The sequence below is a fragment of the Ahrensia sp. 13_GOM-1096m genome (genome assembly GCF_000620605.1).
Taxonomy (GTDB): Bacteria; Pseudomonadota; Alphaproteobacteria; order Rhizobiales; family Rhizobiaceae; genus Ahrensia; species Ahrensia kielensis.
The window spans coordinates 68,023-93,715 of record NZ_JIAX01000006.1; the positions used below are offsets into that span (position 1 = coordinate 68,023).

The 25,693-nt window shown below is 47.3% G+C and carries 28 protein-coding genes, 1 tRNA gene and 1 pseudogene; 19 read left to right on the forward strand and 11 right to left on the reverse strand.

All coding sequences use genetic code 11. From position 1 onward, the window contains the following. Window position 1: 1 nt before the first annotated feature. From N530_RS0100675 to N530_RS0100705, 7 genes are read left to right on the forward strand one after another with little or no spacing between them, the layout of a single operon-like run. Window positions 2-1,150, forward strand: a complete 1,149-nt coding sequence (locus tag N530_RS0100675) for an ABC transporter substrate-binding protein (RefSeq protein ID WP_026479112.1) — start codon at window positions 2-4, stop codon at window positions 1,148-1,150. 55 nt (window positions 1,151-1,205) lie between these two features. After that, window positions 1,206-2,123, forward strand: coding sequence for a branched-chain amino acid ABC transporter permease (locus N530_RS0100680; protein WP_026479113.1), 918 nt, complete (start codon window positions 1,206-1,208; stop codon window positions 2,121-2,123). Continuing rightward, window positions 2,124-3,107 carry a branched-chain amino acid ABC transporter permease gene (locus N530_RS0100685; protein ID WP_026479114.1) on the forward strand — a complete coding sequence of 328 codons (984 nt, stop codon included), beginning with the start codon at window positions 2,124-2,126 and terminating at the stop codon, window positions 3,105-3,107. Continuing rightward, window positions 3,100-3,852 (forward strand): ABC transporter ATP-binding protein, encoded by a 753-nt coding sequence (locus N530_RS0100690; RefSeq protein WP_026479115.1) that lies wholly within the window; start codon window positions 3,100-3,102, stop codon window positions 3,850-3,852. Before N530_RS0100685 ends, N530_RS0100690 begins: the two co-directional genes overlap by 8 nt. After that, complete coding sequence (locus N530_RS0100695; protein ID WP_026479116.1) at window positions 3,852-4,541, forward strand: ABC transporter ATP-binding protein; 690 nt, start codon at window positions 3,852-3,854, stop codon at window positions 4,539-4,541. Before N530_RS0100690 ends, N530_RS0100695 begins: the two co-directional genes overlap by 1 nt. After that, window positions 4,541-4,954, forward strand: a complete 414-nt coding sequence (locus N530_RS0100700) for a thioesterase family protein (protein ID WP_081773855.1) — start codon at window positions 4,541-4,543, stop codon at window positions 4,952-4,954. Before N530_RS0100695 ends, N530_RS0100700 begins: the two co-directional genes overlap by 1 nt. Further along, window positions 4,951-5,349: a RidA family protein gene (locus N530_RS0100705; protein WP_018688998.1), complete on the forward strand. Its 399-nt coding sequence runs from the start codon at window positions 4,951-4,953 to the stop codon at window positions 5,347-5,349. The genes N530_RS0100700 and N530_RS0100705 overlap by 4 nt, the downstream gene beginning before the upstream one ends. Before the next feature lie 15 nt (window positions 5,350-5,364). Here N530_RS0100705 and N530_RS0100710 read toward each other — a convergent pair whose 3' ends face one another. Further along, window positions 5,365-6,237: a helix-turn-helix domain-containing protein gene (locus N530_RS0100710; protein ID WP_026479118.1), complete on the reverse strand. Its 873-nt coding sequence runs from the start codon at window positions 6,235-6,237 to the stop codon at window positions 5,365-5,367. A gap of 124 nt (window positions 6,238-6,361) precedes the next feature. Here N530_RS0100710 and pobA point away from each other — a divergent pair, with 124 nt between their 5' ends. The 7 genes from pobA (at window position 6,362) to N530_RS0100745 (ending at window position 11,772) form a co-directional block, all read left to right on the forward strand. Continuing rightward, window positions 6,362-7,546 carry a 4-hydroxybenzoate 3-monooxygenase gene (gene pobA / locus N530_RS0100715; RefSeq protein ID WP_026479119.1) on the forward strand — a complete coding sequence of 395 codons (1,185 nt, stop codon included), beginning with the start codon at window positions 6,362-6,364 and terminating at the stop codon, window positions 7,544-7,546. Between the two features lie 10 nt (window positions 7,547-7,556). Then, window positions 7,557-7,934, forward strand: a complete 378-nt coding sequence (gene pcaC / locus N530_RS0100720) for a 4-carboxymuconolactone decarboxylase (protein WP_026479120.1) — start codon at window positions 7,557-7,559, stop codon at window positions 7,932-7,934. A 2-nt stretch (window positions 7,935-7,936) separates the two neighbouring features. Further along, window positions 7,937-8,668 carry a protocatechuate 3,4-dioxygenase subunit beta gene (pcaH, locus tag N530_RS0100725; RefSeq protein ID WP_026479121.1) on the forward strand — a complete coding sequence of 244 codons (732 nt, stop codon included), beginning with the start codon at window positions 7,937-7,939 and terminating at the stop codon, window positions 8,666-8,668. A 1-nt stretch (window position 8,669) separates the two neighbouring features. Further along, on the forward strand, window positions 8,670-9,254 hold the full coding sequence (locus tag N530_RS0100730) for a hypothetical protein (RefSeq protein WP_051540675.1): 585 nt from the start codon (window positions 8,670-8,672) through the stop codon (window positions 9,252-9,254). A gap of 22 nt (window positions 9,255-9,276) precedes the next feature. Then, window positions 9,277-10,326 (forward strand): lyase family protein, encoded by a 1,050-nt coding sequence (locus tag N530_RS0100735; protein WP_026479123.1) that lies wholly within the window; start codon window positions 9,277-9,279, stop codon window positions 10,324-10,326. Window positions 10,327-10,443: 117 nt separating this feature from the next. Beyond that, on the forward strand, window positions 10,444-11,073 hold the full coding sequence (locus N530_RS0100740) for a ribonuclease D (protein ID WP_026479124.1): 630 nt from the start codon (window positions 10,444-10,446) through the stop codon (window positions 11,071-11,073). Between the two features lie 9 nt (window positions 11,074-11,082). Continuing rightward, window positions 11,083-11,772, forward strand: a complete 690-nt coding sequence (locus N530_RS0100745; protein WP_035266033.1) for an HAD family phosphatase — start codon at window positions 11,083-11,085, stop codon at window positions 11,770-11,772. A 59-nt stretch (window positions 11,773-11,831) separates the two neighbouring features. On the opposite strand, the gene N530_RS17165 is transcribed toward N530_RS0100745, so the two are convergent. The 4 genes from N530_RS17165 to aroA all read right to left on the reverse strand — a co-directional run bounded on the left by N530_RS17165 (window position 11,832) and on the right by aroA (window position 16,015). Continuing rightward, entirely contained in the window at window positions 11,832-12,098 is a 267-nt protein-coding gene (locus N530_RS17165) for a hypothetical protein (protein WP_202898994.1), read from the reverse strand. Between the two features lie 92 nt (window positions 12,099-12,190). Next, window positions 12,191-13,897, reverse strand: coding sequence for a 30S ribosomal protein S1 (rpsA, locus tag N530_RS0100755; protein ID WP_018688988.1), 1,707 nt, complete (start codon window positions 13,895-13,897; stop codon window positions 12,191-12,193). A gap of 127 nt (window positions 13,898-14,024) precedes the next feature. Next, window positions 14,025-14,660, reverse strand: a complete 636-nt coding sequence (gene cmk, locus N530_RS0100760) for a (d)CMP kinase (RefSeq protein ID WP_026479126.1) — start codon at window positions 14,658-14,660, stop codon at window positions 14,025-14,027. Continuing rightward, on the reverse strand, window positions 14,660-16,015 hold the full coding sequence (aroA, locus tag N530_RS0100765) for a 3-phosphoshikimate 1-carboxyvinyltransferase (RefSeq protein ID WP_026479127.1): 1,356 nt from the start codon (window positions 16,013-16,015) through the stop codon (window positions 14,660-14,662). Before aroA ends, cmk begins: the two co-directional genes overlap by 1 nt. 31 nt (window positions 16,016-16,046) lie before the next feature. Here aroA and N530_RS0100770 point away from each other — a divergent pair, with 31 nt between their 5' ends. The 4 genes from N530_RS0100770 to N530_RS0100785 all read left to right on the forward strand — a co-directional run bounded on the left by N530_RS0100770 (window position 16,047) and on the right by N530_RS0100785 (window position 18,097). Further along, window positions 16,047-16,244, forward strand: a complete 198-nt coding sequence (locus tag N530_RS0100770; protein WP_026479128.1) for a hypothetical protein — start codon at window positions 16,047-16,049, stop codon at window positions 16,242-16,244. A gap of 36 nt (window positions 16,245-16,280) precedes the next feature. Beyond that, a complete protein-coding gene (locus N530_RS0100775) occupies window positions 16,281-16,730 on the forward strand; it encodes a TIGR02300 family protein (RefSeq protein WP_026479129.1) in 450 nt (149 codons plus the stop codon). 135 nt (window positions 16,731-16,865) lie between these two features. Beyond that, window positions 16,866-16,941: transfer RNA gene (locus tag N530_RS0100780), tRNA-Ala, on the forward strand. 223 nt (window positions 16,942-17,164) lie between these two features. Continuing rightward, window positions 17,165-18,097, forward strand: coding sequence for a PHP domain-containing protein (locus N530_RS0100785; RefSeq protein ID WP_026479130.1), 933 nt, complete (start codon window positions 17,165-17,167; stop codon window positions 18,095-18,097). An 82-nt stretch (window positions 18,098-18,179) separates the two neighbouring features. Here the strand turns inward: N530_RS0100785 and N530_RS0100790 are convergent, their stop codons facing one another. From N530_RS0100790 to N530_RS0100805, 4 genes are all read right to left on the reverse strand, one after another. Then, window positions 18,180-19,241, reverse strand: coding sequence for an ABC transporter ATP-binding protein (locus N530_RS0100790; protein WP_026479131.1), 1,062 nt, complete (start codon window positions 19,239-19,241; stop codon window positions 18,180-18,182). Further along, complete coding sequence (locus N530_RS0100795) at window positions 19,238-20,074, reverse strand: ABC transporter permease subunit (RefSeq protein WP_026479132.1); 837 nt, start codon at window positions 20,072-20,074, stop codon at window positions 19,238-19,240. The genes N530_RS0100790 and N530_RS0100795 overlap by 4 nt, the downstream gene beginning before the upstream one ends. Continuing rightward, the gene (locus N530_RS0100800) at window positions 20,062-20,856 is read right to left on the reverse strand and encodes an ABC transporter permease subunit (RefSeq protein WP_247869160.1); all 795 of its coding nucleotides are present in this window, start codon (window positions 20,854-20,856) and stop codon (window positions 20,062-20,064) included. Before N530_RS0100800 ends, N530_RS0100795 begins: the two co-directional genes overlap by 13 nt. Before the next feature lie 202 nt (window positions 20,857-21,058). Continuing rightward, window positions 21,059-22,156: an ABC transporter substrate-binding protein gene (locus tag N530_RS0100805; protein WP_026479134.1), complete on the reverse strand. Its 1,098-nt coding sequence runs from the start codon at window positions 22,154-22,156 to the stop codon at window positions 21,059-21,061. Window positions 22,157-22,264: 108 nt separating this feature from the next. Between N530_RS0100805 and N530_RS18795 the strand changes: the two are divergent. Then, window positions 22,265-22,381, forward strand: a pseudogene (locus N530_RS18795) (transposase); the annotation flags it as partial. A 133-nt stretch (window positions 22,382-22,514) separates the two neighbouring features. On the opposite strand, the gene N530_RS0100815 reads toward N530_RS18795, so the two are convergent. Together N530_RS0100815 and N530_RS18510 are read right to left on the reverse strand one after the other, a co-directional pair. Further along, window positions 22,515-23,135, reverse strand: a complete 621-nt coding sequence (locus N530_RS0100815) for an outer membrane protein (RefSeq protein ID WP_026479136.1) — start codon at window positions 23,133-23,135, stop codon at window positions 22,515-22,517. 98 nt (window positions 23,136-23,233) lie between these two features. Further along, window positions 23,234-25,519 carry a bifunctional diguanylate cyclase/phosphodiesterase gene (locus tag N530_RS18510; RefSeq protein WP_051540677.1) on the reverse strand — a complete coding sequence of 762 codons (2,286 nt, stop codon included), beginning with the start codon at window positions 25,517-25,519 and terminating at the stop codon, window positions 23,234-23,236. Between the last annotated feature and the right edge of the window lie 174 nt (window positions 25,520-25,693).

The window sequence follows — 25,693 nt, forward strand, 5'->3', positions numbered from 1 at the left end:
AATGAAAATTAAATCGATATTACTGGCAGCAGCATCTGTTGCAGCATTGGCATCAAGCGCAATTGCGGAAGGTCATGGCAAATTAAAGGTTGGCATGATTACGACTTTGTCCGGCGGCGGTGCTGGACTTGGCATTGATGTGCGTGATGGCTTCATGCTTGCGATCAAAGAATCCGGCAATGATAATGTAGAAGTTGTGATCGAAGACGATCAACAAAAACCTGACATCGCCGTTCAGCTGGCCGACAAAATGATTCAGTCTGAAAAGGTTGATGTGATGACCGGTATCATCTGGTCAAACTTGGCAATGGCGGTGGTGCCGTCAGCTGTCGCACAGGGTAAATTCTATCTTTCGCCGAATGCGGGTCCATCTGCGCTTGCAGGTAAAGCCTGTAATCCGAACTACTTTAACATCGCTTGGCAGAACGACAACTTGCATGAAGCCGCAGGTGCCTATGCGACTGAAGCTGGCTTGAAAAATTCGTTTATTATGGCACCGAACTATCCTGCAGGCCAGGATGCGTTGAACGGCTATAAGCGCTTTTATAAAGGCGAGTTGGCAGGCGAAGTTTTCACCAAGCTTGGTCAAACAGACTACGCAGCTGAGATCGCGCAAATTCGTGCATCAGGCGCTGATAGCGTTTACTTCTTCCTGCCAGGCGGCATGGGCATTTCTTTCATGAAACAATATGCGGGCTCTGGCGTAGACATTCCATTGATCGGTCCAGCATTTTCCTTTGACCAAGGTATTTTGCAAGCTGTTGGCGATGCTGCGCTCGGTGTTAAAAACACATCGCAGTGGGGCAAAGACCTCGATAACGAAACCAATGTTGCATTCGTGAAAACCTTCCAAGCTGAGTATGGCCGTCTGCCATCACTTTATGCTTCTCAAGGTTTTGACACAGCAAATCTGCTTTTGAGTGCTATGGGCAAAGCAGACGTTAAGGATGCTGATGCGTTCCGTGCCGCGCTAAAAGAAGCTGATTTTAAATCAACACGTGGCAATTTCAGCTTTGGTAATAATCATCATCCAATTCAGGACATCTATGTTCGCGAAGTGATCAAAGAAGGTGATGTTTTCACCAACAAGATCATTGGCACAGCACTTAAAGATCATGCAGATGCTTTCGCAACTGAATGTGACATGTAATTAGTAAACTGATCAATCGGGCGCTTGCGTCCGGTTGATCCATTAGGCGCACATTATGTCCACCGTTCTCATTATCGAACAAATTTTAAACGGCCTGCAATTCGGCGTCATGCTATTTTTAATGGCGGCCGGCCTGACGTTGATTTTCGGCGTCATGGGTTTAATCAATCTCGCTCACGGCTCGCTTTATATGGTCGGCGCATTTGCTGCTGCTGCCGTTGCTGCATCCACAGGATCGTTTCTGTTAGCGCTTGCGGCCAGTCTTGCGGCAGCTGCTATTGTTGGTGCGGTGGTTGAGCTGGTTGTCATTCGCAGACTGTATGACCGCGATCATCTTGATCAGGTACTTGCGACTTTTGCTTTGATTTTGATCTTTTCTGAAAGCACGCGTTGGCTTTTCGGATCCTTTCCGCTTTTTCTTGATGTGCCTAAAGCTCTATCGGGCACGGTTACGTTGCCCGGCGGCATTGCCTATTCATCCTACCGCCTGATGATTATTTTGGTAGGCGTAGCAGTGGCAATCGGATTGTTCTTACTTATTTCAAAGACCCGCATTGGCATGCGTATTCGTGCGGGCGAAAATGACCGCGAAATGATTGGTGCACTGGGCGTTGATATTTCCAAGCTCTACACACTTGTCTTTGCGCTTGGCGCAGCGCTTGCAGGTTTGTCTGGGGCACTCGTCGGTGCCATTCAATCCGTACAAGTTGGCATGGGCGAGCCGGTGTTAATCCTTGCATTTGTCGTCATCGTTATTGGCGGCATTGGTTCAATCAAGGGCGCGCTTGTTGGCGCATTGCTCGTCGGTTTAACTGACACGCTTGGCCGCGTGATGCTGCCACTTTTCTTCGCAAATTTCATGGAGCAGTCATCGGCAACATCTGTTGGCTCGTCACTTGCTTCAATGTCGATTTACATTTTGATGGCTGCGGTTTTGGTTTTCAAACCAACCGGCCTATTTGGGAGAGCGTAAGTGATTAGCGAACGTTTTCTCAACTATACGGTGGCGCTTTTAATTCTTGGCATGGCTTTAGGCGCATGGGCCATGGATGAGCCATTTCTGATTACGCTGACCACGAAGGCCGTAATTTTGGCCCTTGCTGGCGTGGGCTTAAATTTAGCGCTAGGCCAAGGTGGATTGATCAGTCTTGGCCATGCTGCATTCTTCGGGCTTGGCGGCTATGCAATGGGTGTATTGGCGAGCCATACGCAGAATTTTACGCCCATCATGGAAACACCGTTCCTTATTGAAGGAACAAACTCAATGCCGATCATTTGGTTGGTTGCGATCGTTGTCAGCAGCTTCTTTGCATTCGTGATTGGTTTGTTCAGCTTGAGAACATCGGGCGTCTATTTTATTATGGTCACGCTCGCCTTTGGCCAGATGCTGTATTATTTCTCTATCAGCTGGCCTGCCTATGGCGGCGAAGACGGGTTGTCGATTTATGTGCGCAACAGTTTCCCGGGCTTAAACACGCTCGACCCAATCCAATTTTTTGGCATCTGCTTTGTTGTTTTGATGGTGGTCATCTACGGCGTGAACCGTTTGACCCATTCATCCTTTGGTTTAGCGCTTAATGGTGCACGTCAAAATGCGCAGCGTATTCGCACAGTCGGCCTTAATCCGTTTAAGATTCAACTCGTCGCTTTCACAATATCAGGGGCCATTACAGGCTTGGCTGGCGCGTTGTTTGCAGACCTCAATCGCTTCATCAGTCCGACAATGTTTAGCTGGCAAACAAGCGGCGAGATTATGGTGTTTATCATTCTTGGTGGTGTGGCCAGATTATATGGCCCCGTTGTAGGCGCAGCACTGTTCATCCTTCTGGAGCATTGGCTGGGGGGACTATCAGAATTCTGGCACATTTACCTTGGAATTATTTTGCTGTCTGTCGTTCTTTTCGCACGCGGCGGGTTGATTGGCGCTCTTTCTAAAAAGGAGAACACCAATGCCTGATATAGTGCTGAATATACAAAATATCTCAAAGTCATTCGGCGCACTAAAAGCCAGCGATGGTGTTTCACTTGATTTACGTGAAGGTGAAATCCATGCGCTTATTGGGCCCAATGGTGCAGGAAAATCCACGCTTATTTCTCAGATAGCCGGCAAACTAAAACCAGATACAGGCAAAATCGATTTACTTGGGTCTGACGTTACCAAGCTGTCTATTGCAGAGCGTGCGAAGCTGGGTTTAGGGCGCACTTTCCAAATCTCAGAACTGGCTATGGACTACACAGTTTTAGAAAATGTAATGCTGGGTGCGCTTGGCAAACGCGGCGGCGCTTTCCGCTTTTTTATGCCTGTTATGAAGGATGCAGAACTGCGTGAATGCGCCCAAAGTGCAATCGAGCGCGTAGGCCTAAGCCGTCACATGCATAAAGTTACTTCGGAGCTTTCTCACGGCCAGCGCCGGCAGTTAGAAGTGGCGGTTGCGCTGACGCTTGAACCGAAAGTGTTTTTGATGGACGAACCAATGGCTGGCATGGGCGCTGAAGGCTCAAAAATGCTCACAGGCTTTTTGGATGATTTGCGCCAACAGGCACCAATTCTTCTTGTGGAGCATGACATGGATGCGGTCTTTGCATTGGCTGATCGCATTAGCGTGCTTGTCTATGGCAAGGTGATCGCGACGGGCAATGTTGATTTTATCCGTAATCACGACGAAGTGCGCCGTGCTTATCTAGGCGAGGAGGCAGCGTAATGGCACTTCTCACGATCAGCGATATACAAGCTTCATACGGCGCGTCTCAAGCACTCTTCGGTGTTGATTTAGACATTGGAGACGGCGAAGTTGTGGCCTTGATGGGCCGCAACGGCATGGGAAAATCAACAACGATTAAAGTCATTTGTCGTTTGCTGAAAAATAGTAGCGGTACAATTGATTTTGCTGGAGTAAGCATCGCAAAACTACCCGCTCACCGCGTGGCGCGCATGGGCATCGGTCTGTGCCCAGAAGGTCGGCGCTGTTTTTCAAATCTTACAGTATATGAAAACTTAGTTGCTGCATCACGAAGCGGCGAATGGGATTTCGAGCGTGTAGTCGAATTATTCCCGCGCCTTGGTGAACGGCGTAATCAATATGCAAATTCCTTGTCAGGCGGAGAACAGCAAATGCTTGCAATTAGCCGCGCGCTTATGACCAACCCACGCTTGCTTATATTAGATGAAGCAACGGAGGGGCTTGCACCCGTGGTGCGCCAAGAGATTTGGGCCGCGATATCTAAGCTAAAGGCAGAGACAGGGCTTTCAATTTTGGTGGTTGATAAAACAATTGCGGAACTGGCTAATGTTGCAGACCGTGCGGTCATTTTAGAGCGCGGAAAAAGTGTGTGGTCAGGTGATTTCACCGCATTAACGCCAGAGATATCAGAACAATATTTGGGTGTTTGATGATGGTATTTAATTTTCCTCAAAAAGTTCTTTTCAAACATTGCGACCCTGCGGGGATTGTTTTTTATCCGCGATATTTTGAAATGATCAATGACGTCATTGAGGCGTTTTTTGCCGATGTTGTTAAAGCGCCTTTCGAGGAGATGCATCAGCATGCGGCAGTACCGACAGCAGAAATTCAATGCAAGTTTTTGAAGCCAAGCAGACATGGCGATCAACTAAATCTAAAACTTGAAGCACTCAGAGTTGGGCGTTCAAGTTTTGAATTGACTGTGGATGCTTATTGCGGTGATGAACATCGCTTTTCTTCAAGGTCTACAATTGTCTATGTGAATGAAAATGGACGGCCTACAGCATGGCCGGATGCTATGCGCATCGTATTAGAAAACAATATAAAAGGGGACGGTGCATGACACACCAAGTCATTCAACCTGAAGGTTGGCTAAAAGCGAGAGGCTACTCTAACGGTATCGTCGCATCAGGAAAAACTCTTTATGTGGGCGGCCAGATAGGCTGGAATGCCCAGCAAGAATTTGAAACCAATGATTTTATTGGGCAGATGGAACAAGCATTGCGCAATATCGTAGATGTTGTTGAAGCTGCAGGGGGCAAGGTGACGGACCTTGTGCGTTTAACGTGGTACGTAATCGACAAGAAAGAATATGTTGCACGCCAGCGCGAGGTTGGCGAGGCCTACCGCCGTGTGCTGGGCAAACACTTTCCTTCCATGACAATGGTTGTTGTGTCTGCATTGGTTGAAGACGCAGCGCTTATTGAAATTGAAGCAACGGCTGTACTGGCTGATTAATTTTGAAATCAATAATTACCGGCTCGTTTCACGTCTGAAATGAGCCGGTGTCATTGATGTCATTTTTTTGAACGAACGGCAAAAATAGGATGTGTCACTATATCCGAGTTCATGTGCGATTTCTGAAACAGATAGCCGGGTAAGCTTAAGCATGCGTTTGGCTTCAAGCACTCTTCTCTTTGAGATAAACCGCTGCGGCGACGAGCCTAAAATCGCGCGAGCGCGGCGGTTTAAAGAGGCTGGGGACATATCAACAGCGCTAGCATAACGTTCGGAAGTCCAATTTAAGCGGTAATTGTCTTCGACGAGTTGGCAAAATTGCCTCAATTGATCGTCTTTTTGCGATATTGGAAGTTCACGTGCAGAATATTTACTCGGTAAAGTTTGCCGGATAAGTGACACCAATATGGTCGTTATATCCGCTTTCAATGACTGCTTTCGTAAGGGATCAATATTTGAAAAATCTGTCACCAGATTCTGGTATGCGTTGAACGCAGCAGTAAATGAAGGGTCCGATTGCTTTAGGATACACCAGCTTTTTGTAAGAAAATGACTGTCAGGTAAATCCTCGAGCATGGCGTGCAAAACGGGGAACCGAATGCTGATTGCCCCACCAATGGCATTTTTTGGAAATTGAAATGCGTGCACGCAAAGCGGTGGGATAACGGCGAAGATAGGCTGTGAGGTGCAAATATCTGTTTCACCTAAACGTAATTTTGCACCTGGAGTTTCTACGTAAAATAATTGCCAAAGCGTATCATGTTTGTGCGGTTTTATTGACCAATTGTGCCCTGCGCTTCGGATACGAAGATGCTCAAAATGCAGTATATCATCGTAGCTATCTTCGAGATTTTCACCGTAAAGCGCATATGTTGGAATAGGTTGCATATTGGATGAAGCGTGCTCTTAAGTTGAATTAAGTGATCGAATAGTACTATTCTTTGTCCATTCTGTCACTTGAGAAGGCTTGTCGCTACTGCCTAAGTCTAAGCTAGGCAAATGGAAGATCGTTATGAAAAGTAAGAAGACGCAAGTTTGTATCATAGGTAGCGGACCTGCGGGCCTCTTGCTGTCGCAACTTCTGCACAATGAAGGCATTTCAAGCATAATTATTGACCGCCAGTCACGGGAACGCATTGAAGCGCGCGTGCGGGCAGGCGTGCTGGAATGGGGATCGGTCGAAGCGCTGGATGAAGCTGGTATTGGCGCGCGTATGCACAAAGAAGGCATTCCCCATGCAGGTTTTGACTTAGCATTTAACGGCGACAAGCACCGCATTGATATCAAAGGCCATACAGGCAAGGATGTCATGATCTATGGTCAAACCGAATTGACTATTGATCTCATTGCTAAGCGTTTGGAGCAGGGATGCGAGATTATCTTTTCAGCAGATGACGTGCAGCCTATCGATGTGAAATCAAGTTCACCTAAAGTGCGTTACTCACGCGGTGGAGAGAGTTACGAAATCGAATGCGATCATATTGCTGGATGCGATGGTTTTCACGGCGTTGCGAGAAGTGCGATTCCAGACGCTGTAATGAAAACTTTTGAGCGTGTTTATCCGTTTGGCTGGCTCGGACTGCTGGTTGAGAAACCGCCGGTTTCAGAAGAATTGATTTATGCAAATCACGAACGCGGCTTTGCGCTCAGTTCAATGCGCTCAGAAACCCGAAGCCGCTATTACATTCAATGTTCGCTCAATGACAAAGTTGAAGATTGGTCAGATCAGCGTTTCTGGGATGAATTTTCACTTCGCATGGGGCCGGAAATTGCAAGTAATCTGAAAACCGGTGCTAGCTTTGAAAAGTCGATTGCACCGCTGCGTAGCTTTGTTGCAGAGCCAATGCGTTACGGTAACTTATATCTAGCAGGGGACGCTGCACATATCGTGCCGCCAACAGGTGCAAAGGGTCTAAATCTTGCGATTGCCGATGTGCGTATTCTATCGCGCGCGCTTGTTGAGCACTATAAGAAAAACAACAATGATTATCTGGAACGCTACTCTGAGATTTGTTTGAAACGAGTTTGGAAAGTAGAACGGTTTTCATGGTTCATGTCGATGATGTTGCATCAATTTCCCGATATGAGTGCCTTTGAAAAACGTATGCAGCGCGCAGAGTTTGACCATATAGTGGGCTCCGAAACAGCATCGCGATCAGTCGCGGAAAACTATGTCGGCTTGCCGCTTGAAATGTGAGGATCGTGAAATGTCTGAAGCCAATAGTAAAGGAATGGAAACGCGCCGTGCTGTTTTAGGCGATGCACATGTTGATCGTGCCGAAGCTGCTAAGACAGATTTTGATGCTCCGTTCCAAACAATGATAACGGATGCTGCTTGGGGTAATGTCTGGTCGGGCGACCATTGGACAAAGCGCGAGCGCTCTATGGTGACGCTCGCGCTGCTGGCAGCGCTTGGACACTATGAAGAATTTGAAATGCATGTTCGGGCAACGGCGCGCACTGGCGCAACGATGGAAGATATTCGCGAGGCGTTGATGCATGTTGGTATTTATGCCGGTGTGCCCCATGCCAATCATGCGTTTAAAATAGCAAAAAAAGTGTTGGTCGAGATGAAGGATAGCTGATCATGAGTAGCTCCATTAAAGGCGTTTCACCGCGTCAGTATGATGCCCAGCCGGCGATGGATTACCCGGATTATCGCTCTACTATTTTGAGGCATCCCAAGCATAAGCTTGTCGCGGTTCCTCAAACACTTAGCGATGTAACAGGGCCCGCCTTTGGCGACATGGCTTTAGGTCAATATGATAGCGATCTGATCGTCAATTATGCGGAGGCAGGGCAAAGCGCCATTGGCGAACGCATTGTCGTTCATGGTCAAGTTCTTGATGAGGCCGCACGTCCAGTGCCGCATGCTCTGATTGAAGTGTGGCAGGCAAATGCCGGCGGCCGCTATCGCCATAAGAATGATGCCTATCTTGCGCCATTGGATCCTAACTTTGGTGGCTGTGGGCGCTGTGTAACCGATGCGGAAGGCCGCTATCAATTTCGCACGATCAAACCAGGGCCTTATCCTTGGCCCAATGGCGGCAATGATTGGCGCCCTGCCCATATACATTTTTCAATCTTTGGATCAGGTTTCGCGCAACGTCTTATTACACAAATGTATTTTGAGGGTGATCCGCATATAGCGATTTGCCCGATTGTGCAGTCGATTAACGATGCACGTGCTGTCGATCAGTTGACGGCGCGCTTGGATATGTCAAACAGCATCCCAATGGATTTGCGGGCTTATCGTTTTGATCTTGTCTTGCGCGGGCCAAGATCGACATTGTTTGAAAATAAATTGGAGGGCAATTAATATGGACCCTTTGGAAATCAGACGCACACGACCAGCAGAAACAAACACGCAAAATCCATTGCGGGAAACCGCGTCACAAACCGCTGGTCCTTACGTCCATATAGGTTGCCTTCCAAATTCCGTTGGCATCGATAAAATCTATGACAATGATCTAACGCATTATGGTGGGATCAATCATAAGGACCCCGTAACAATTCGCGGGCAGGTTTTTGACGGCGATGCGCAAATCTGCCGCGATGTTATGCTTGAGTTTTGGCAACCAGAGAATGAAGGCACTTGGCACCGTACAGGCATAGATTTTGAAACTGGATTTTATGAAATCCAAACATCTAAACCGGTTTCAATGCGTGATGAAAATGGTAACAAGATTGCGCCTTTCATTACAGTTTGGGTTACGGCACGCGGCATCAATATCGGCCTTGTGACACGCATCTATTTTTCGCAAGTTGAGGGAGATGCTCAACTTGAATTGGTGGATGAAAGCCGCAGGCACACGCTTATCGCTAAGCCACTAGACGAGGCAGGCGTCTACCAGTTTAACATTCACCTGCAGGGAGACCAAGAAACGGTCTTCTTCGACATATAATCAAAATCAACGGGATAATCGCATGAGCTATACATTTGGACCAAGTGCAATGCTCAATGCGTTTAACGACGATGCTGAGATTGAAGCGCTGTTTACGGCCAAGGCCGATATACGGGCAATGCTGGATTTTGAGTATGCTTTGATCTGTGCGCAGGCACAGATGGGCATCGTCGCTCAGGAACACGCAGAAATAATCAAGGTTGCAATCGAGAAATTTGAAATCGACGAGAATGCACTCGCCGCAGATTTCAAAAATGATGGCGTTGCACCGCCCTCGCTGGTTCGCCAACTGCGCGCAAAACTTGAAGAGAATGTGCGCCCTAGCCTCCATCTTGGCGTGACCAGTCAGGACCTCATTGATAGTAGCGTGATGGTGCGTTTGCGCCAATCGGTTGCAATTGTTGATGAGCGGCTTGCCGTCTTGGATCAGGCATTAGATGCTTTGGTTGCGCGTAGTGCAGACGGTCAGATTTTACAGGCCCGTACGCGCATGCAGAACGCGCTGCCAATTTCTGTGGCTGAGAAAGTTGGCAACTGGAAGTCTCAAATAGCAAATTTGAAACGTACAAAACCGGATTACTTTCCCGTTCAATTGGGAGGGCCGGAAGGCGCTGCGCGCAATTTAGGCAAGCCTTACGATGCGCTTTGCACATCGGTCGCAAATGCTCTGAATTTGGATGCGCCCAGCCACCACTGGCAAACGGATAGGCAGTCATTAGTCGCAATTGTTGTTTGGTTTTCAGCTGCTGCGAGTGCTATGGGCAAAATTGCACAAGACATCTTGATGATGGTGCAAACCGACATTGCGGAAATGACATTAGCCTCAGGTGGCAGCTCTTCTGCAATGGCACATAAGAAAAACCCTGTCCTTGCAGAGATCATCGTTGCGCAAGCCCGTTATTGCCATGCGCAGATGGCCGGACTTCATACGGCTTCTATTCATGAAAATGAGCGCTCTGGTGTCGCATGGACGTTGGAATGGATGCTTCTACCAGCCATTATAATCACGGCGTCTAAGAGCGTGTTGAATTTAAACGAGCTGATAGGCGGCGCGCAATTTCGAACGCCTTAGTGTAAATTAGAATTCCAGATATCTGTTTTGAGAAATATAAGCCGCATTTTAGCGGCCCGTTTCTTGTGTTTTTAACATCCGCACCCTATGAGAATTATAGCAAATAAGGGTGAATATATGTCGAAACCGACCATCCGTCTTCATAAGGGCGATCTATCCGATGAGGCTGTTGCCCTTTATACTGGTGACGTTGCCATAGATACAGAAACGCTGGGTCTAAACCCGCAGCGAGACCGATTATGTGTGGTTCAGCTTTCGCCTGGTGATGGGTCTGCTGACGTTGTGCAGATTGCACGTGGACAGAAAAAAGCACCTAATATTACGGCACTATTGAGGGACCGAAAGAAGACGAAGATTTTCCACTTTGGCCGTTTTGATATTGCGATCATGGAGCATGCCTTTGGTGTTCAGGCTAATCCTGTATTTTGCACAAAGATCGCATCCAAATTGACGCGCACTTATACAGATCGCCACGGGTTAAAAAATCTGACATCGGAAATGATCGGTGTTGATTTGTCCAAACAACAACAATCATCTGATTGGGCTGCTGAAAAGCTAACAGATGCGCAAATTGATTATGCGGCAAGCGATGTCTTGTACCTGCATAAATTGATGGACGCGTTAAAGCTTCGGCTTGAGCGTGATGGGCGCATGAAAGAGGCAGAAGCGTGCTTTAAGTTCTTGCCTACACGCGCAAAGCTCGATTTGATGGGCTGGCCGGAACAAGACATTTTCTCACATACATAAGCGACAATAATGTTCGATAAACCACTGATGATTTTCGACTGCGATGGCGTGCTCATCGATAGCGAAGTAATTTATCTCGAAGAAGAATTCCGGGTGCTAACATCCAAGGGCGTTGACGTGGATAAGGCTTGGTATGTCGGCGAGTTCATGGCACTGGCACAGCCGCTTTGGAAAGATAAGTTTGTAAATCTCATCAAAGAACGCGCAGGTGTTGATCTCACTGTTGATGAATTTGAGGCGATGAAAGCTCTGACAAGAGAACGTATAGCCGCTGAAATTAAAACGGTTAACGGCGTTGAAGATATGCTTTCCGCATTGCGCGTACCGGCCTGTGTTGCTTCAACAACGCAAATGCAGTTTTTGCCTAAGAAGTTAAACAGAACTAATCTTGCGCAATATTTTGGTGAAGGCGTTTATTCCGGTGATATGGTTCAAAACGGTAAGCCTGCACCCGATTTGTTTTTATATGCTGCGGATCAAATGGGCGGCACCGTAAAAAATGCTATCGTGATTGAAGACAGTGTAAATGGCGTGCGCGGCGGTAAAGCTGCAGGCATCTACACGATAGGCTTTACAGGCGGCTCGCACTGTTTTGATGGGCACGATGAGATATTGAAAGCTGCTGGCGCAGATGTGGTTTTACCATCGCATTCTGCATTGCTTGAATGGCTTTCTGTCAACACGAATGCACTCACCTAGTTTGTAATTATTTAGGTCGTTTGATCACGCCGACACGCGCCATAACATCTCTGGGAATGTCATAGGTGATGATCGGTGCGAAGGCCCAAATGGTCGCGCTGGATAAAGAGTGTCCATGCTGCATCAGCAGCTTCTTGAACAAGATCAGCGCGGTTGCGATTGGCACCGGATGTTGCATCATGGCGTCTTAAAGCCTCCAATGCCTTTTCTAACCTTTTGCCAATGCGCCCCAACGCAACGGCCGTTTCCTGTGCAGCCTCATAGGCCAGCGCATCCAGTGAATCGCTTCCCGTCTGTCCTTGAAATGCACGTGGCGGCTTTAGCATTTTTGTCCTCTTCAAAGCTCCAATATAGGCAAAGAAAAACCCGCCGCAACTTTTCAGCTACGGCGGGCTTGATCAACTAAAGATAGGACGACTTATTTGTCGTCGCCACCTTTCAAGGCTGCGCCAAGAATATCACCGAGTGATGCACCTGAATCGGATGAACCGAATTCAGCCACAGCGGCTTTTTCTTCTGCAATTTCAAGCGCCTTGATAGACACTGAAACCTTGTTGTCTTTTTTGATGTACTGCGTCACGCGAGCATCAACACGCTGACCAACAGAGAAACGCTCTGGGCGCTGCTCGTCGCGGTCACGTGAAAGGTCTGCACGGCGGATGAAGCTTGGTACGTCATGATCGACGAGTTTCACTTCAAGGCCACCATCAGTAACAGCTGTTACTTCACATGTGACAACTGCGTTTTTACGCAATGAACCATCTGAAGAAGGTGCGGCTGAACCTGAACCTTCACCGGAAAGCTGCTTGATGCCAAGTGAGATGCGTTCTTTTTCAACATCAACGTCAAGCACGATGGCTTTAACCATGTCGCCTTTGTTGTAGTCTTCGATTGCTTCTTCACCTGAACGGTTCCAGTCAAGATCAGACAAGTGAACCATGCCGTCTACATCGCCTTCAAGGCCAATGAAGAGACCGAATTCAGTCTTGTTCTTAACTTCACCTTCAACATGCTGGCCAACTGGGAATTGAGTAGCAAAGCTTTCCCATGGGTTGTCCAAAGTCTGTTTAAGGCCAAGAGAGATACGGCGCTTGTCCGGATCAACTTCCAATACAACCACTTCAACTTCCTGAGATGTTGAAAGGATTTTACCAGGATGTACGTTCTTCTTTGTCCATGACATTTCAGAAACGTGGATCAAGCCTTCAATGCCTGGCTCAACTTCAACAAATGCACCGTAGTCAGTGATGTTTGTTACGCGGCCAGTAATTTTTGCTTCAACTGGGTATTTAGCGTCGATGCCATCCCATGGATCGCTCTCAAGCTGCTTCATACCAAGTGAGATACGATGTGTATCTTGGTTGATGCGGATGATCTGTACTTTCACAGTCTGACCAATCGACAGGATTTCTGTCGGATGGTTCACACGGCGCCATGCCATGTCTGTGACGTGTAGAAGACCGTCGATACCGCCAAGGTCAACGAATGCACCGTAATCGGTGATGTTTTTAACCACACCTTCAACTGTCTGACCTTCTTCAAGGTTCTGAACAATCTCAGAGCGCTGTTCCGCACGGCTCTCTTCAAGCACTGTACGACGTGAAACAACGATGTTGCCACGGCGTTTGTCCATTTTCAAAATTTCAAATGGCTGCGGTGTGTTCATCAATGGTGTCACATCGCGGATCGGGCGAATATCAACCTGTGAGCGCGGCAAGAATGCAACTGCGCCATCAAGATCGACTGTAAAGCCGCCTTTAACCTGATTGAAAATTTGACCTTCAACGCGTTCACCAGCTTCAAACTTGGCTTCAAGTTTGATCCAGCTTTCTTCGCGGCGGGCTTTGTCACGAGACAGAACAGCTTCGCCAAGTGCGTTTTCAACGCGCTCAACATAAACTTCAACTTGATCGCCAACTTTTAGCGTTCCGTCTTTGGCTTTTGCGCCGAATTCTTTAAGGGCGATACGGCCTTCAACTTTAAGACCGACATCCACAATCGCCATATCTTTTTCAATGGCTGTGATTGTGCCGACAACAACTTGGCCTTCTACGGCGTCGTGTGTCTGGTAAGATTCATTGAGAAGAGCTTCAAACTCTTCCATTGTTGGGTTCATTTCTGACATTTAGGCTCCAAAGTACCGGCATTATATGCGGGCACAGGCGTCGGGGTTAGTGTTTCAAATGCTCCAAACAACAATCCGGCCCATCATATTTGGGGCCTTCCGACGCAGAATTGCGGTTTGAAGGTCGTCAATTTTTGATAGCTACAACATCTATGATGTTTTTGGCAGCTTCAAACGCCGCCTCTATAGTCATTTTTGACGTATCGAGCAAGTGCGCGTCTTTCGCTGGTTTTAATGGGCTGTCGGAACGCCCCATATCGCGTTCATCACGGACTTTTATATCGGCCAATATCTGCGCTTCATCGGCCTCATTCCCGCGGGCTAAGATTTCGTGATAACGGCGTTTTGCACGCACTTCTGGTGAGGCAGAAACATAAAGCTTCACGGGTGCGTCAGGGCATACAACGGTGCCAATATCACGCCCGTCCAGCACCGCGCCACCAGCCAAGCTGGCAAATTCGCGCTGCTTTTCTACCAGTGCTTGGCGCACACGCGGCATAACCGCTATTTTTGACGCAGCTTCTCCAATTGCATGAACGGCCAGTTCTTCACGCTTCATCGCGCCCAGATCAACGGCTTTGGCTACTTGTGCGGCAATGTCTTCATCGTCAAGCGTCAGCCCTTTATCTAAAAGTGCTTTGGCAACCGCGCGATAAGAAAGGCCGGTATCAAGATGCTTAAGGCCGTAATGAGCTGCGATCTTTTGCGATAAAGTGCCTTTGCCCGATGCGGCTGGCCCGTCTATAGCAATTACCAATCGCATTAATTAGCAACCTGAATATCTGCGCCCAAGCCGCGCATTAAATCCATAAACTCAGGAAAGCTCGTGGCAATCATTGTCGCATCATCAATATGAACCGCTTTTTCAGATGCCATACCCATCACGAGGAACGCCATGGCAATCCGGTGATCAAGATGGGTTTCAACAACAGCCTGTGCGGACAGCGCACCAAGCCCTTTACCGCCCGGTGAGCCCTTTACGGTTAGTGACATTTCACCTTCATGACATTCAACGCCATTGGCTTCCAAGCCGCGTGCGACAGCCGCGAGCCTGTCAGATTCTTTGACACGCAATTCGTCTAGCCCGTCCATGAAGGTTTCACCTTCTGCAAAGGCTGCCGCGATAGCAAGAACCGGATATTCGTCAATCATGGATGGCGCACGTTCCGGTGGCACCACGACGCCCTTAAGGTTAGATGCTCTAACATGTAGATCGGCAACATCTTCGCCGCCCGCATCACGCATATTGATGATGTCAATTTGGCCGCCCATTTCCTGCAAAGTCGTAATAAGGCCTGTGCGCGTTGGGTTCATCAAAGCGTTTTCGATGATAATATCAGAGCCAGGCACAATCAGCGCGGCAACAAGCGGGAAGCCTGCAGATGAAGGGTCACCCGGCACTTCAATCGTCTGGCCACGCAATTCACCTTGTCCGTGAATGTGGATATGGCGTGTCCCATCGGCATCTTCTTCAATTTCAATTTTCGCGCCAAAGCCTGCAAGCATTTTTTCCGTGTGGTCACGCGTCATCACCGGCTCAATGACCGTTGTAATGCCGGGCGTATTCAGTCCTGCCAGTAAAACAGCAGACTTAACCTGCGCGGATGCCATTGGCACGCGGTAGCTGATTGGATTAGCGGTGCGCGGGCCATGCAGGGTGATCGGGCAGCGGTCACCATCAGCGGCTTCCACTTGAACGCCCATTTCACGCAATGGGTTGAGCACACGGCCCATAGGACGTTTTGACAAAGATGCATCACCGGTAAAGGTGGTTTTCATATTGTAAGTTCCGACAAGCCCCATGGTTAGCCGCGCGCCAGTGCCGGCATTGCCAAAATCAAATGGTTCTTCCGGTTCAAGCAAGCACCCATTGCCTGTGCCGTTGATAATCCATGTGTCGCCTTCCTTGCGGATTTGCGCGCCCATGGCCTGCATCGCACGGCCTGTTGCCAATACATCGTCACCTTCTAAAAGCCCTGTGACACGGGTTTCACCAGATGCGAGTCCACCAAACATGAATGAACGGTGAGATATCGATTTATCACCTGGTACACGTGCTTTACCTTTAAGCGGCGGAGACTTGTGAGCCGAAGCTGGCTTGGGTGTATGATTGTGCATTTTTGACTCTGAGCTAATAGGCGGTTTTAAAATGGAACTAGGTGCCGATTATCATGGCATTAAGCGAAAATCACGCCTAGATGCCGCCAAACCTTCAAATAGTTTGCATATCACCTATAAAGATGAGCGATGCGAGAAGCATTTGGGCTTTGACTTAAAGCGTCTTTATCGGTATGCACCCCCGATCATCACGAAAATAATTTACGATGGATCCGGCATTTCGCTGTGAATCATGCGATAAAAGCAAGCATAACCGAGGTTTACATTGGCTAAAGCTGAACTTGGAACAAAACGTACTTGTCCTGAAACGGATAAGAAATTTTACGATCTCAACAAAGATCCGGTAGTTTCACCTTACACAGGTAAATCTTATCCGTTGTCATTCTTCGACTTGCCGACAGGCCCAAGCCGCGCAAAACCTGCGCCGCCAATTAAGGCCGTTCAACCTGCATCTGTTGAAGACGATGATGAGGATGATCTAGAGTTGGAAGGCGCTGATGTCGTTTCATTGGAAGATGCCGATGATGACGAAACAAGTGCAGACGACGCAAAGAACATGCCTGATCTCGGTGATAACACTGACGACGACATCGAAGACGTTGACATCGATGACGATGATGACGACGACACATTCCTTGCGGCTGATGACGACGATGACGACGATGACGTTACCGGCATTGTGAATGTTTCTGGCGACGACGACGACGACAGCTAATTATTGAAATATTATTTCGATAAACACTTGATATCGCCCGCATTGGGCGGTATCGGAAATTCCAGAATTTGTTTGTTTGATTATCTTTTAAAATCCTAAGATCAGGCAAACCCGCAATAAGATTTATTGCACTTTGGGGCCTTAGCTCAGCTGGGAGAGCGCTTGCATGGCATGCAAGAGGTCAGCGGTTCGATCCCGCTAGGCTCCACCAATTTTCTATCATGTCGCAACTTTAAGCTGCTGATTTTAAATAGATTTTTATTCTTCTACATTCCGGCTATCTTCAAAAGTTTGCAACCGAGTAACTTACCTTACAACGTAGCGCCGAACTTGTGTTCTCGTTCGCTAATTTTCCTGTTCGAGCAATCAACCGACTGTCATATGCGTATTACAATTAGAGAACAAAAGAGGGGAGTTAAACGATGGAGACGAAAATGATACCCAGCGCATTCACAGCGAGCGGCCAATTTTGGCGGGGCAATTTACATACACATTCGACAAATTCAGATGGTGTATTAACGCCGGAGGAAGTTTGCCGCCGGTATCAAGCCGAGGGCTATGATTTTCTTGCCTTAACGGATCATTTTATAGGCCTTTATAACTACCCAATTACGGACACAGCTGCATTTAGAGGCGATGGCTTCACCACCATTTTGGGCGCGGAGCTACACTCTGGCGCGATGAAGAATGGCGAGTTGTGGCATATACTTGCCGTGGGTCTTCCTTCTGATTTCGCTGCGCCTAATTCTCCAGCCTTTAGTCCTGTGGACGGACAGGAAACAGGCCCAGAAATTGCACAGCGCGCGCGCGATGCTGGTGCCTATGTTGCTATTGCTCATCCACAATGGTCTGGTCTGACGATGGATGATGCGCGTTCGATAGACGCTGCTCATGCTGTTGAAGTATACAATCATGGCTGCGCGATGGGATGTGACCGTCCAGATGGTTTCCACACGCTGGATCTGCTTCTTAGCGAAGGCAAGCAGCTGAATTTATGCGCGACAGATGATGCGCATTTCTACGAGCCTGATCATTTTGGCGGATGGGTCATGGTCAAAGCTGAGAAGAATGAACCTGAGCAACTTTTAGCCGCATTAAAAAATGGCAACTACTATTCATCTCAGGGTCCAAATCTACATCATATTGAAATCAAAGATCGTCAACTTCACGTTGAATGCTCTTCAGTTTCAGCCATTATCATCCAAGGTCAAGGGTCTGCTGCCGTTGCAAAGCACGGCCATTCAATGACAAAAGGTCAAATCGGCCTTGGACGCTTTGACGCTTCACCTTGGATTCGCGTTACAATTATGGATGCGGCAGGCAAGAAGGCTTGGAGTAATCCGATATGGTGTGACGAATTCAAGTAAACGAATGTGAATGAAGGTTGCCCGTTTTCTGAGATGGAACGCGGGCAATTAACATCAACATTCGAAAATGATCGTGTCTGCTTTAAGCTGGTAGCGCGAGAATATCTGAGCTGGCGAAATAAACGGATGTTTTGTCACCAACATCTGGCAGCATCAGGCTAGGATTGTTGAACATATCAAATGATATTTCACGTCCTTCAACGTCCATTACGGCACGGATGACCGAGCCAAGAAAATTTATGCTGGTCACTGTACCATCGAGAGATACATCCTTTGCAGCATCAGGGACGATTGAAAATGCCTCAGGGCGCAGTGCTAAAGAAACCATGCCGTCTGATTTAACATGCTCGATAGGATCGTTCAGCTGTATTTTTTTACTGCCGATTAGGACGGTGCCGTCATCTCGATTGTGAACTTTCGCATCAATGATATTGAGAGTGCCGACAAAACCAGCAACAAAACGTGTCGCGGGCTTATTATAGATTTGATTGGGAGTGCCAATTTGGTCGGCGCGCCCCCCATTCATAACCACGATACGGTCAGAAATCGTCAATGCTTCTTCTTGGTCATGGGTTACAAATACTGTTGTGATGCCAAGCTTTTTTTGAATGTCTCTAATTTCTTCGCGCAGTGAAACACGAATTTTTGCGTCCAATGCAGAAAGCGGTTCATCAAGTAAAAGTACATCCGGCTTGGGCGCTAAAGCGCGTGCTAGAGCGACACGTTGCTGCTGGCCGCCAGACATTTCATAGGGGAAGCGGCTAGCTAGATGGGTAAGGCCAATAAGCTTGAGCATCTCTTCAACACGCGCTGAAACAGCCTGTTTTGTCATGCCTGATATTTTTAGACCGAAGGCAATATTGTCGAAAACACTCATATTTGGAAACAGCGCATAAGCCTGAAAGACCATGCCAATATTGCGCTTATTGGGGGCAACGTTTGTTACATCTTTGCCGCCGATTGTGATGCTGCCGCTTGAAGGTGTTTCAAACCCAACAATCATGCGCAAAACAGTCGTTTTCCCACAGCCTGACGGTCCAAGAAAAGAAACAAACTCACCTTTTTCAACTGCCAGATCAAAGCCTTTGACAACAGTGTTGGTGCCAAAGCTTTTGACGACATTGGAAATATTGACAAAGCTCATGCTTCAACTTTCTTATATAATTTAATGCTGAGCCTTGGAAACCAGCGCGACCCTGGTTTTTTGACCGCAAATAGTTGCATGAGCGCCATACAGGCCCATGTGAAGGCAAAGGCCATAATTGCAAGGGCGGCAGGTTCGTAGGCGCGGTCTTGACCAAGCTGAACAAGGTAAGGGCCAAAGGCGGGGCGGTTGAGCAGGCTTGCAAGGACGAACTCGCCCAATGAAATTGAGAAGGTTAAAAATGCGCCCGACATGATTGCGCCGCGTACATTTGGAAAGATAACAAAAGCAATAGTGCGGATGCGAGAAGCGCCAAGGCTTTCCGCAGCTTCGGTGAGCGTTTTAATGTCAATGACGGACATGCCATTGTCTATAGCTCTAAACATATAGGGCATCGACATAACCACATAGCCAAAAACTAACAATAAGTTGGTGCCCTGGTCGCTGCCTGCTAATGGCAACCAAGAGTTAGAGCCAAAAACACGAATATATCCGAAAACCAAAACTACAGGTGGTACAACTAGCGGCAGCAGGCTGATGAACTCGATGACCGGTCTAATGTGTGGGAGTTTCAATCGAACCCAATAGGCCGTTGGCACGATGATAACAGTGCCAATAACAATTGCGCAAAGCGATGCAATGGTTGAAAATGTAATTGTGTCTATAAATATCGAACTGTTGAGCACTGAGCGATAAGAGGCAAAACTATATTCGCCGCGTGTCATCTTCAATGAAAACAAGAACGTGGCATACAGCGGCACGAGAAAATATAGCGCTGACATAAGCGCAATTAATGTCGGCATAATTGGAAAAGGCTTTTTCATTTTTGCCATCTTTCCGCGCGTGCTCGCAAGATCAAATAAAGCGTATTTGAAACACCCATTATGACCACCATCCCGAGCGCAACTGCATAGCCAAGATTTGGATTATAAAGAACATTTCCGCGAATTTGCTGGAACAGAATAATTGGAACCGCATCAAAGCTGGATCCGGTCAAAGCGTAAATCGTGGCCAAGGTTCCAAAGGCGTTGGCGAAAAGTAATAAAAAGCAGCCAAGAATAGAAGGCATTAACACCGGAAGCGCCACCATTTGCCAATATTGCCGGCGCGTTGCGCCAAGAGTTTCTGCCGCCTCTCTCCATTCTGCCTTTAGACCATCAAGCGCAGGCGTGATCATGAGAAACATCAAGGGCAGTTGAAAATACAGATAGGCGAGAGCAAGGCCAAAGAAGGAAAAAAGCGTGAAGCCAAGATCATTATAAATATTGATGCCAAATAAATCACGCATCAGAATTGTGACTAAACCCAAACGGCCCAAAGTTGCAATGAAAGCAAAAGCAAGCGGAACGCCAGCAAAGTTTGATGCAACGCCGGAAAAAGTCATAAAGGCATGGCGCACCCATTTTGGCAGGCCGCCTAAGATAACAGCACAGCCTAATAAAAGGCCGGAAAGAGCACCAATAAAGGCTGACACAAAGCTAAGTTTTATTGAAAGCAAAAAGCTGGCAACTATATTATCGCTGCCCAGAGCGATGATATTTGCGAAGGTAAAATCACCGTCGGTATTTTGAAAAGCGCCAGTTACCAAATAAAGCACAGGGCCGATAAGAAACATCGCAGCAAAGAGGAAAAAAGGCACAACGCCAAGCCAATTCAAGTCCGGTTTGACAAGGTTCTTTTTCGGGGGCGGGGTATGGCCAGTTTGCACGGCCTCATAGGGCATTGTCGCGTTAAATGACATTTGGAACTCGCTTGCGTTATGCAGTCGTGCAAATGGACGCCGACGAGAAGTCGGCATCCAAGATTAACAAGGACGATTATTGAGCGCCCATTTCCGTTGCCCAAGTGTCAGCAACAACCGCTTTAGCGGCAGATTGCTCTTCGAGGCTTGGAAAAATCGCGTTTGCATAAGATGCAGCGTCGGGGAGTTTTTCCATGATGTCAGCTGGAATAACATTGCGAGCATTCATATCGTTGAAACGGATTGGGTGACAGTAACCTTTTAGATATTCAATCTGACCTTCGTCAGAGTAAAGGAACTCCATCCAAAGTTTGGCTGCATTTGGGTGTGGTGCATAGGCTGAAATTGCCTGAACATAAACACCTGCAATGACAGCGTCAGTTGGGATCGTTACTTCAACGGGTGGGTTGCCAGCTAATTTGTCACGCATTGCAAGAATGTTGTAGTCCCAGTCTGCAATGACGGGGGTTGCGCCTTGTGTTAAGTTTTGTGCGTTGCCGTTTGCTGCAACAAGATTACCGCTTTCTTTTAGATCTTTAAAGTAAGCGATGCCAGCAGTAGCTGCGTCACCGCCAGCAGTTGCACCTGTTGATATGCCAGCGGCATAAACAGTCATCATTGTACTATTGCCAGTACGTGGATCACCTTGAATAGATATTGAATTTTTGAATTTAGGGTCTTTCAAATCTGCAAAGCTTGTTGGTGCTTCAGACACAAAGTCTTTGTTTGAACCAAGCGCAAGAACGCCGTAATAATCGCCATACCAAAAACCATCAGCATCTTTGACTGAATCTGGAATAGAGTCCCAAGTTGAGACTTTGTAAGCTTGGATCAAGCCGTCTTTTTTCGCGGCAGGGCCAAATGATAGACCAACATCGATAACATCTGGAGCCTGAGGCCCAGTATTGTCTTTATTTGCTTTGATTGCTTCGATTTCGTCACCCGAACTTGCGTTGGGGTTTAGCTCGTTTACTTCTAAACCATATTTGGCTTTGAATGCAGCGATAACGCCGGCATAGTTACACCAAGAGTGCGGTAGAGCGATTGTTGTTAATGTGCCTTCAGCTTTTGCTGCAGCAATAAGATCTTCCATGGTGTCAGCATGTGCAACGCCTGATGCTAAGATTGCCAGCGAGGTAGTTAGAGATAAAAGTTTTGAAAACTTAAGAACCATTTTCTGCTCCAATGGATGTCAGCGATGTTAATCCTCACAGGTATGCCTGCTACATGACATCTATATGAACGCGTGGATTCAAACAGCCTTGTTGCAAGCTGGACGTGTCACGGCATGAGCAATGCAAGCTTCTATAATTGACGTGCGAAATATGGCGGGATGGATGCACCCTTGATTTCACGCATGAAAGCGATGGATGACGAGAATAAGCGGCTCAAGAAGATGTGCGTTAAATCTCTGGCGGCTAAATGACAAAGAAAAAGCCCGCCACGGTTTGAACTGTGTGCGGGCTTGAATAATTTTACCGATTTGAAGTGAACCTTGCAGGCTCGATTTGAAATCGTTTCGCTCGGTCAGATTAGAATTTATATCCAAGGCGGAACGTATATGTGTTCATTGATGCATTGATGTCGACGGGCAAAGGTAGATCCGCAAAGTCATCGAATTCATGACGTTGATACTGTACGCCAGCATAGAGGTTTTCCGTCAAACCAACATCCAAGCCTGCGCCATAGACAAGCCCAATGTCACGGCCCTCTAATATCGTATTTGGAGATGTTGTATTGCCCATTGCGCCGCCAATAAATGCATAGCCGTGAAACCTGTCGATTGCATAACCTAAACGTGCTGTAACCGACCACATATCTTCAATTGTAACTCGATCATTGTCTCTAAACATCGTGTCGTATTTTTGGTACGAACCTTCAATGCCGGCAACAAAGTTTCCCATTTGGTGGCTATAACCGATAAAGGCGCCATATACGTCGCCTTCACCTTCTGCAGCCGCATAAACCGTGCCGCCTGGCAAAACCTGTTCGTCAGATTGTGTGCCATAGCCCGCAATGACACCGACATTAAAGCCGGACCAAGACCAGCGCTGGTCAAAATTAGCATCTGCTAGAGCAGATTGGCTATCTGCGGCAGATGCTGAACCTGTAGATAAAGCGGCGATGAGAAGGCCATATTTTAAAATATGCATAATCTTGTTCCAAATAAAATTTCTTGGACACAAAATGAATGAATATGGTTTCCAAACTATTAATTACGACACCTAAGAATTAGATAACGCATTTAATATTACGCAGCGGTAGTGCCTTTTATAGTTGCTGGAGGGCGTGTTGAAATTGCTTCGGAGAACGTGCGCAACAAAAATGCGGGAACTTCATCAACTGGAATAGGCTTGGAATAGTAATAACCTTGCGCCTGATCGCAGTGGATCGTTTTCAAAAACTCAACATGTTCTCGTGTTTCGACACCTTCAACAGTGATGTCGATGTGAAGATTTTCGCCGAGCGCAGAAATGGCATAAACAATTGCTTTTCGATTTTCGTTCTCTTCCATTCCCATAAGAAATGATTTGTCGATCTTCAATCTGTCAAATTTGAAGCGAGTCAAATATCCTAAGCTTGAATAGCCAGTTCCAAAATCATCCATTGCGATACTGACGCCCAGCGCCCGTAATCCGCTAAGTTTGGTGACCGTTTCACCGTTATTATCAATCAGAATGCTTTCGGTTATTTCAACCTCAAGCCTTGATGGCGTGATGCCTGATTCTTCAAGGGCGTGTCTTACATCGCCAACAATATCCGAGCGCATGAAGTGCATGCCTGAGATGTTGACCGCGACTTTCACATCTTCTGGCCAAGTAAGTGCAGTGTTACAAGCTGATTTTATTGACCAGCGTCCAACATCGACGATCAAGTTTGATTGTTCGGCAATAGAAATAAATTCATCTGGTGGCAGCGGCCCGCGAATTGAGTGGTTCCAGCGGATCAAGGCTTCCATACAGGTAACGCGCCCGCTTTGCGTGCTGATCATCGGCTGGAACTTCATCTCAAATTCATTGTCAGTTAAAGCCTGACGCATTTCTTGTTCGAGCATTCTGCGTTCGCGCTGTTCGAAATCCATCTGGGCTTCAAAATAGCGGAAGACACCGCGTCCATCATCTTTAGCGCGATACAATGCCAAGTCGGCATTGCGCAATAATTGTTCACGTTGCGTGCCATGTATCGGCGCCATCGCAATGCCAATACTCAGGCCAATATAAAGGGTCTCGTTTTCAACTTCATAAGGTTCAGAAACAATTTGAATGATGCGCGCCGCCAATTTGGCAACGAAAACGGGGTCATTGGTTTCCTGCACGAGTATTGCAAATTCATCGCCGCCTAGACGGCCAACAACATCTTTGTCCCGCAATACAGAGCGAATACGACTTGAAGCTTCTTTCAACAACGCATCGCCGACATGATGGCCATAGGAATCGTTGACGAGTTTAAATTTATCAAGATCAAGAAACAACAAAGTAAATGGTGTCGCGTATCGCTCAAGGCGGCGCACCATCGCGTCGATATCTTTATAAAAGCTTGTCCGATTGTGCAGTCCAGTCAAACCGTCAATAATCGCCATCTCGACAATTTTTTCTTCAGCCAATCTTGCCTTTGTGACATCTGCGCAAACACCTGCAAAGCCGCCAAATGAGCCATCATCTCGTGTGATCGTTCGCCCAGAAAATGAAACCCAATGTTTGCCATCTTCAAGGTCTATTCTTAATCCTAAGTCTTCAAAATCTTGGCGAGCGGTCAGTGCTGAAGATAAGCTGCCGCTATTGTCTGGATCAAAATCGGCAAGCTGTATGCTTGTGCTTGTGTCAGAGAATGCGCTATTTACGGTGCTAAGGAAACCGCGCAAATTATCAGAAGCACGTTCCAAATATCCATTTTCATCTGTTGCCCAGAACCAATCATGTCCGGTTTCTTCAAAGCGGTTTAAAAGCGCGTTGGATATTTCAGCTTCTTCATTGCTGTTAAGCTCATTTATGCAGCGTGTAAAAAACTCTTTCGATTGCTGCAAAACCATTGCTGGAACAAGCGTGTAATAGGCAAGGATAAGGCCGACGATATGAGCAATGCCAATGACTTCAGGGCGGCTAAAAAGGCCTAAAGCTAAGAAAACTCCGCTAACGGCAATGAAGGTTAAACTCGCCTGAGGAACGGATCGATAGCAAAATGACGTGATAAGCAGTGTGCCACCTAAAATCATGCCGCTAACAAAAAGATCCGCATTGTCGGCACTAGAAATTACGAGGTAGCACAAGCCGCCCCAGAGGACACCGTGCACGCCAGCACGCAACACGAGACGCTTAATGATTTTTACGCTGGCTTCTCTACGCGCTTCTTGTTGTCGCGCGACAAGGTAAGCGCGCAGCGCCATAAACTGATAAACAAAAATGAATGCAGATACGATTAAAGCAACTTTTACGACCGATGTTCCTTGCATCATATTCGTCAGCAAAAACACTGATAAAACTGCGCCTGCCGTTCCAATTGGCACCATTTCCAATAGGCCGTTTAACTGGCTAGCCATGAGTTGGCGCCGACGCTTACGGTCAATGCAATAGGGTGCAATCATACTATGCAGCCTTGACTTATAGTCATTGTATTTATTCATCGTGTCACCATCATATTCAGAGCGACAATATATTCGTGTCGTTAACCCAGCGTTTCTTTTGGGCTGACGTTAAGTCATAATTTTATACAT

What these genes read in the sequence shown, in the direction of transcription:
- N530_RS0100675 (WP_026479112.1), top strand. Translation starts at nt 2, where the DNA reads ATGAAAATTAAATCGATATTACTGGCAGCAGCATCTGTTGCAGCATTG.
- N530_RS0100680 (WP_026479113.1), top strand. Translation starts at nt 1,206, where the DNA reads ATGTCCACCGTTCTCATTATCGAACAAATTTTAAACGGCCTGCAATTC.
- N530_RS0100690 (WP_026479115.1), top strand. Translation starts at nt 3,100, where the DNA reads ATGCCTGATATAGTGCTGAATATACAAAATATCTCAAAGTCATTCGGC.
- N530_RS0100695 (WP_026479116.1), top strand. Translation starts at nt 3,852, where the DNA reads ATGGCACTTCTCACGATCAGCGATATACAAGCTTCATACGGCGCGTCT.
- N530_RS0100700 (WP_081773855.1), top strand. Translation starts at nt 4,541, where the DNA reads ATGATGGTATTTAATTTTCCTCAAAAAGTTCTTTTCAAACATTGCGAC.
- N530_RS0100705 (WP_018688998.1), top strand. Translation starts at nt 4,951, where the DNA reads ATGACACACCAAGTCATTCAACCTGAAGGTTGGCTAAAAGCGAGAGGC.
- N530_RS0100710 (WP_026479118.1), bottom strand. Translation starts at nt 6,237, where the DNA reads ATGCAACCTATTCCAACATATGCGCTTTACGGTGAAAATCTCGAAGAT.
- pobA (WP_026479119.1), top strand. Translation starts at nt 6,362, where the DNA reads ATGAAAAGTAAGAAGACGCAAGTTTGTATCATAGGTAGCGGACCTGCG.
- pcaC (WP_026479120.1), top strand. Translation starts at nt 7,557, where the DNA reads ATGTCTGAAGCCAATAGTAAAGGAATGGAAACGCGCCGTGCTGTTTTA.
- pcaH (WP_026479121.1), top strand. Translation starts at nt 7,937, where the DNA reads ATGAGTAGCTCCATTAAAGGCGTTTCACCGCGTCAGTATGATGCCCAG.
- N530_RS0100730 (WP_051540675.1), top strand. Translation starts at nt 8,670, where the DNA reads ATGGACCCTTTGGAAATCAGACGCACACGACCAGCAGAAACAAACACG.
- N530_RS0100735 (WP_026479123.1), top strand. Translation starts at nt 9,277, where the DNA reads ATGAGCTATACATTTGGACCAAGTGCAATGCTCAATGCGTTTAACGAC.
- N530_RS0100740 (WP_026479124.1), top strand. Translation starts at nt 10,444, where the DNA reads ATGTCGAAACCGACCATCCGTCTTCATAAGGGCGATCTATCCGATGAG.
- N530_RS0100745 (WP_035266033.1), top strand. Translation starts at nt 11,083, where the DNA reads ATGTTCGATAAACCACTGATGATTTTCGACTGCGATGGCGTGCTCATC.
- N530_RS17165 (WP_202898994.1), bottom strand. Translation starts at nt 12,098, where the DNA reads ATGCTAAAGCCGCCACGTGCATTTCAAGGACAGACGGGAAGCGATTCA.
- rpsA (WP_018688988.1), bottom strand. Translation starts at nt 13,897, where the DNA reads ATGTCAGAAATGAACCCAACAATGGAAGAGTTTGAAGCTCTTCTCAAT.
- cmk (WP_026479126.1), bottom strand. Translation starts at nt 14,660, where the DNA reads ATGCGATTGGTAATTGCTATAGACGGGCCAGCCGCATCGGGCAAAGGC.
- aroA (WP_026479127.1), bottom strand. Translation starts at nt 16,015, where the DNA reads ATGCACAATCATACACCCAAGCCAGCTTCGGCTCACAAGTCTCCGCCG.
- N530_RS0100770 (WP_026479128.1), top strand. Translation starts at nt 16,047, where the DNA reads ATGGAACTAGGTGCCGATTATCATGGCATTAAGCGAAAATCACGCCTA.
- N530_RS0100785 (WP_026479130.1), top strand. Translation starts at nt 17,165, where the DNA reads ATGATACCCAGCGCATTCACAGCGAGCGGCCAATTTTGGCGGGGCAAT.
- N530_RS0100790 (WP_026479131.1), bottom strand. Translation starts at nt 19,241, where the DNA reads ATGAGCTTTGTCAATATTTCCAATGTCGTCAAAAGCTTTGGCACCAAC.
- N530_RS0100795 (WP_026479132.1), bottom strand. Translation starts at nt 20,074, where the DNA reads ATGGCAAAAATGAAAAAGCCTTTTCCAATTATGCCGACATTAATTGCG.
- N530_RS0100800 (WP_247869160.1), bottom strand. Translation starts at nt 20,856, where the DNA reads ATGTTTCTTATCGGCCCTGTGCTTTATTTGGTAACTGGCGCTTTTCAA.
- N530_RS0100805 (WP_026479134.1), bottom strand. Translation starts at nt 22,156, where the DNA reads ATGGTTCTTAAGTTTTCAAAACTTTTATCTCTAACTACCTCGCTGGCA.
- N530_RS0100815 (WP_026479136.1), bottom strand. Translation starts at nt 23,135, where the DNA reads ATGCATATTTTAAAATATGGCCTTCTCATCGCCGCTTTATCTACAGGT.
- N530_RS18510 (WP_051540677.1), bottom strand. Translation starts at nt 25,519, where the DNA reads ATGGCTAGCCAGTTAAACGGCCTATTGGAAATGGTGCCAATTGGAACG.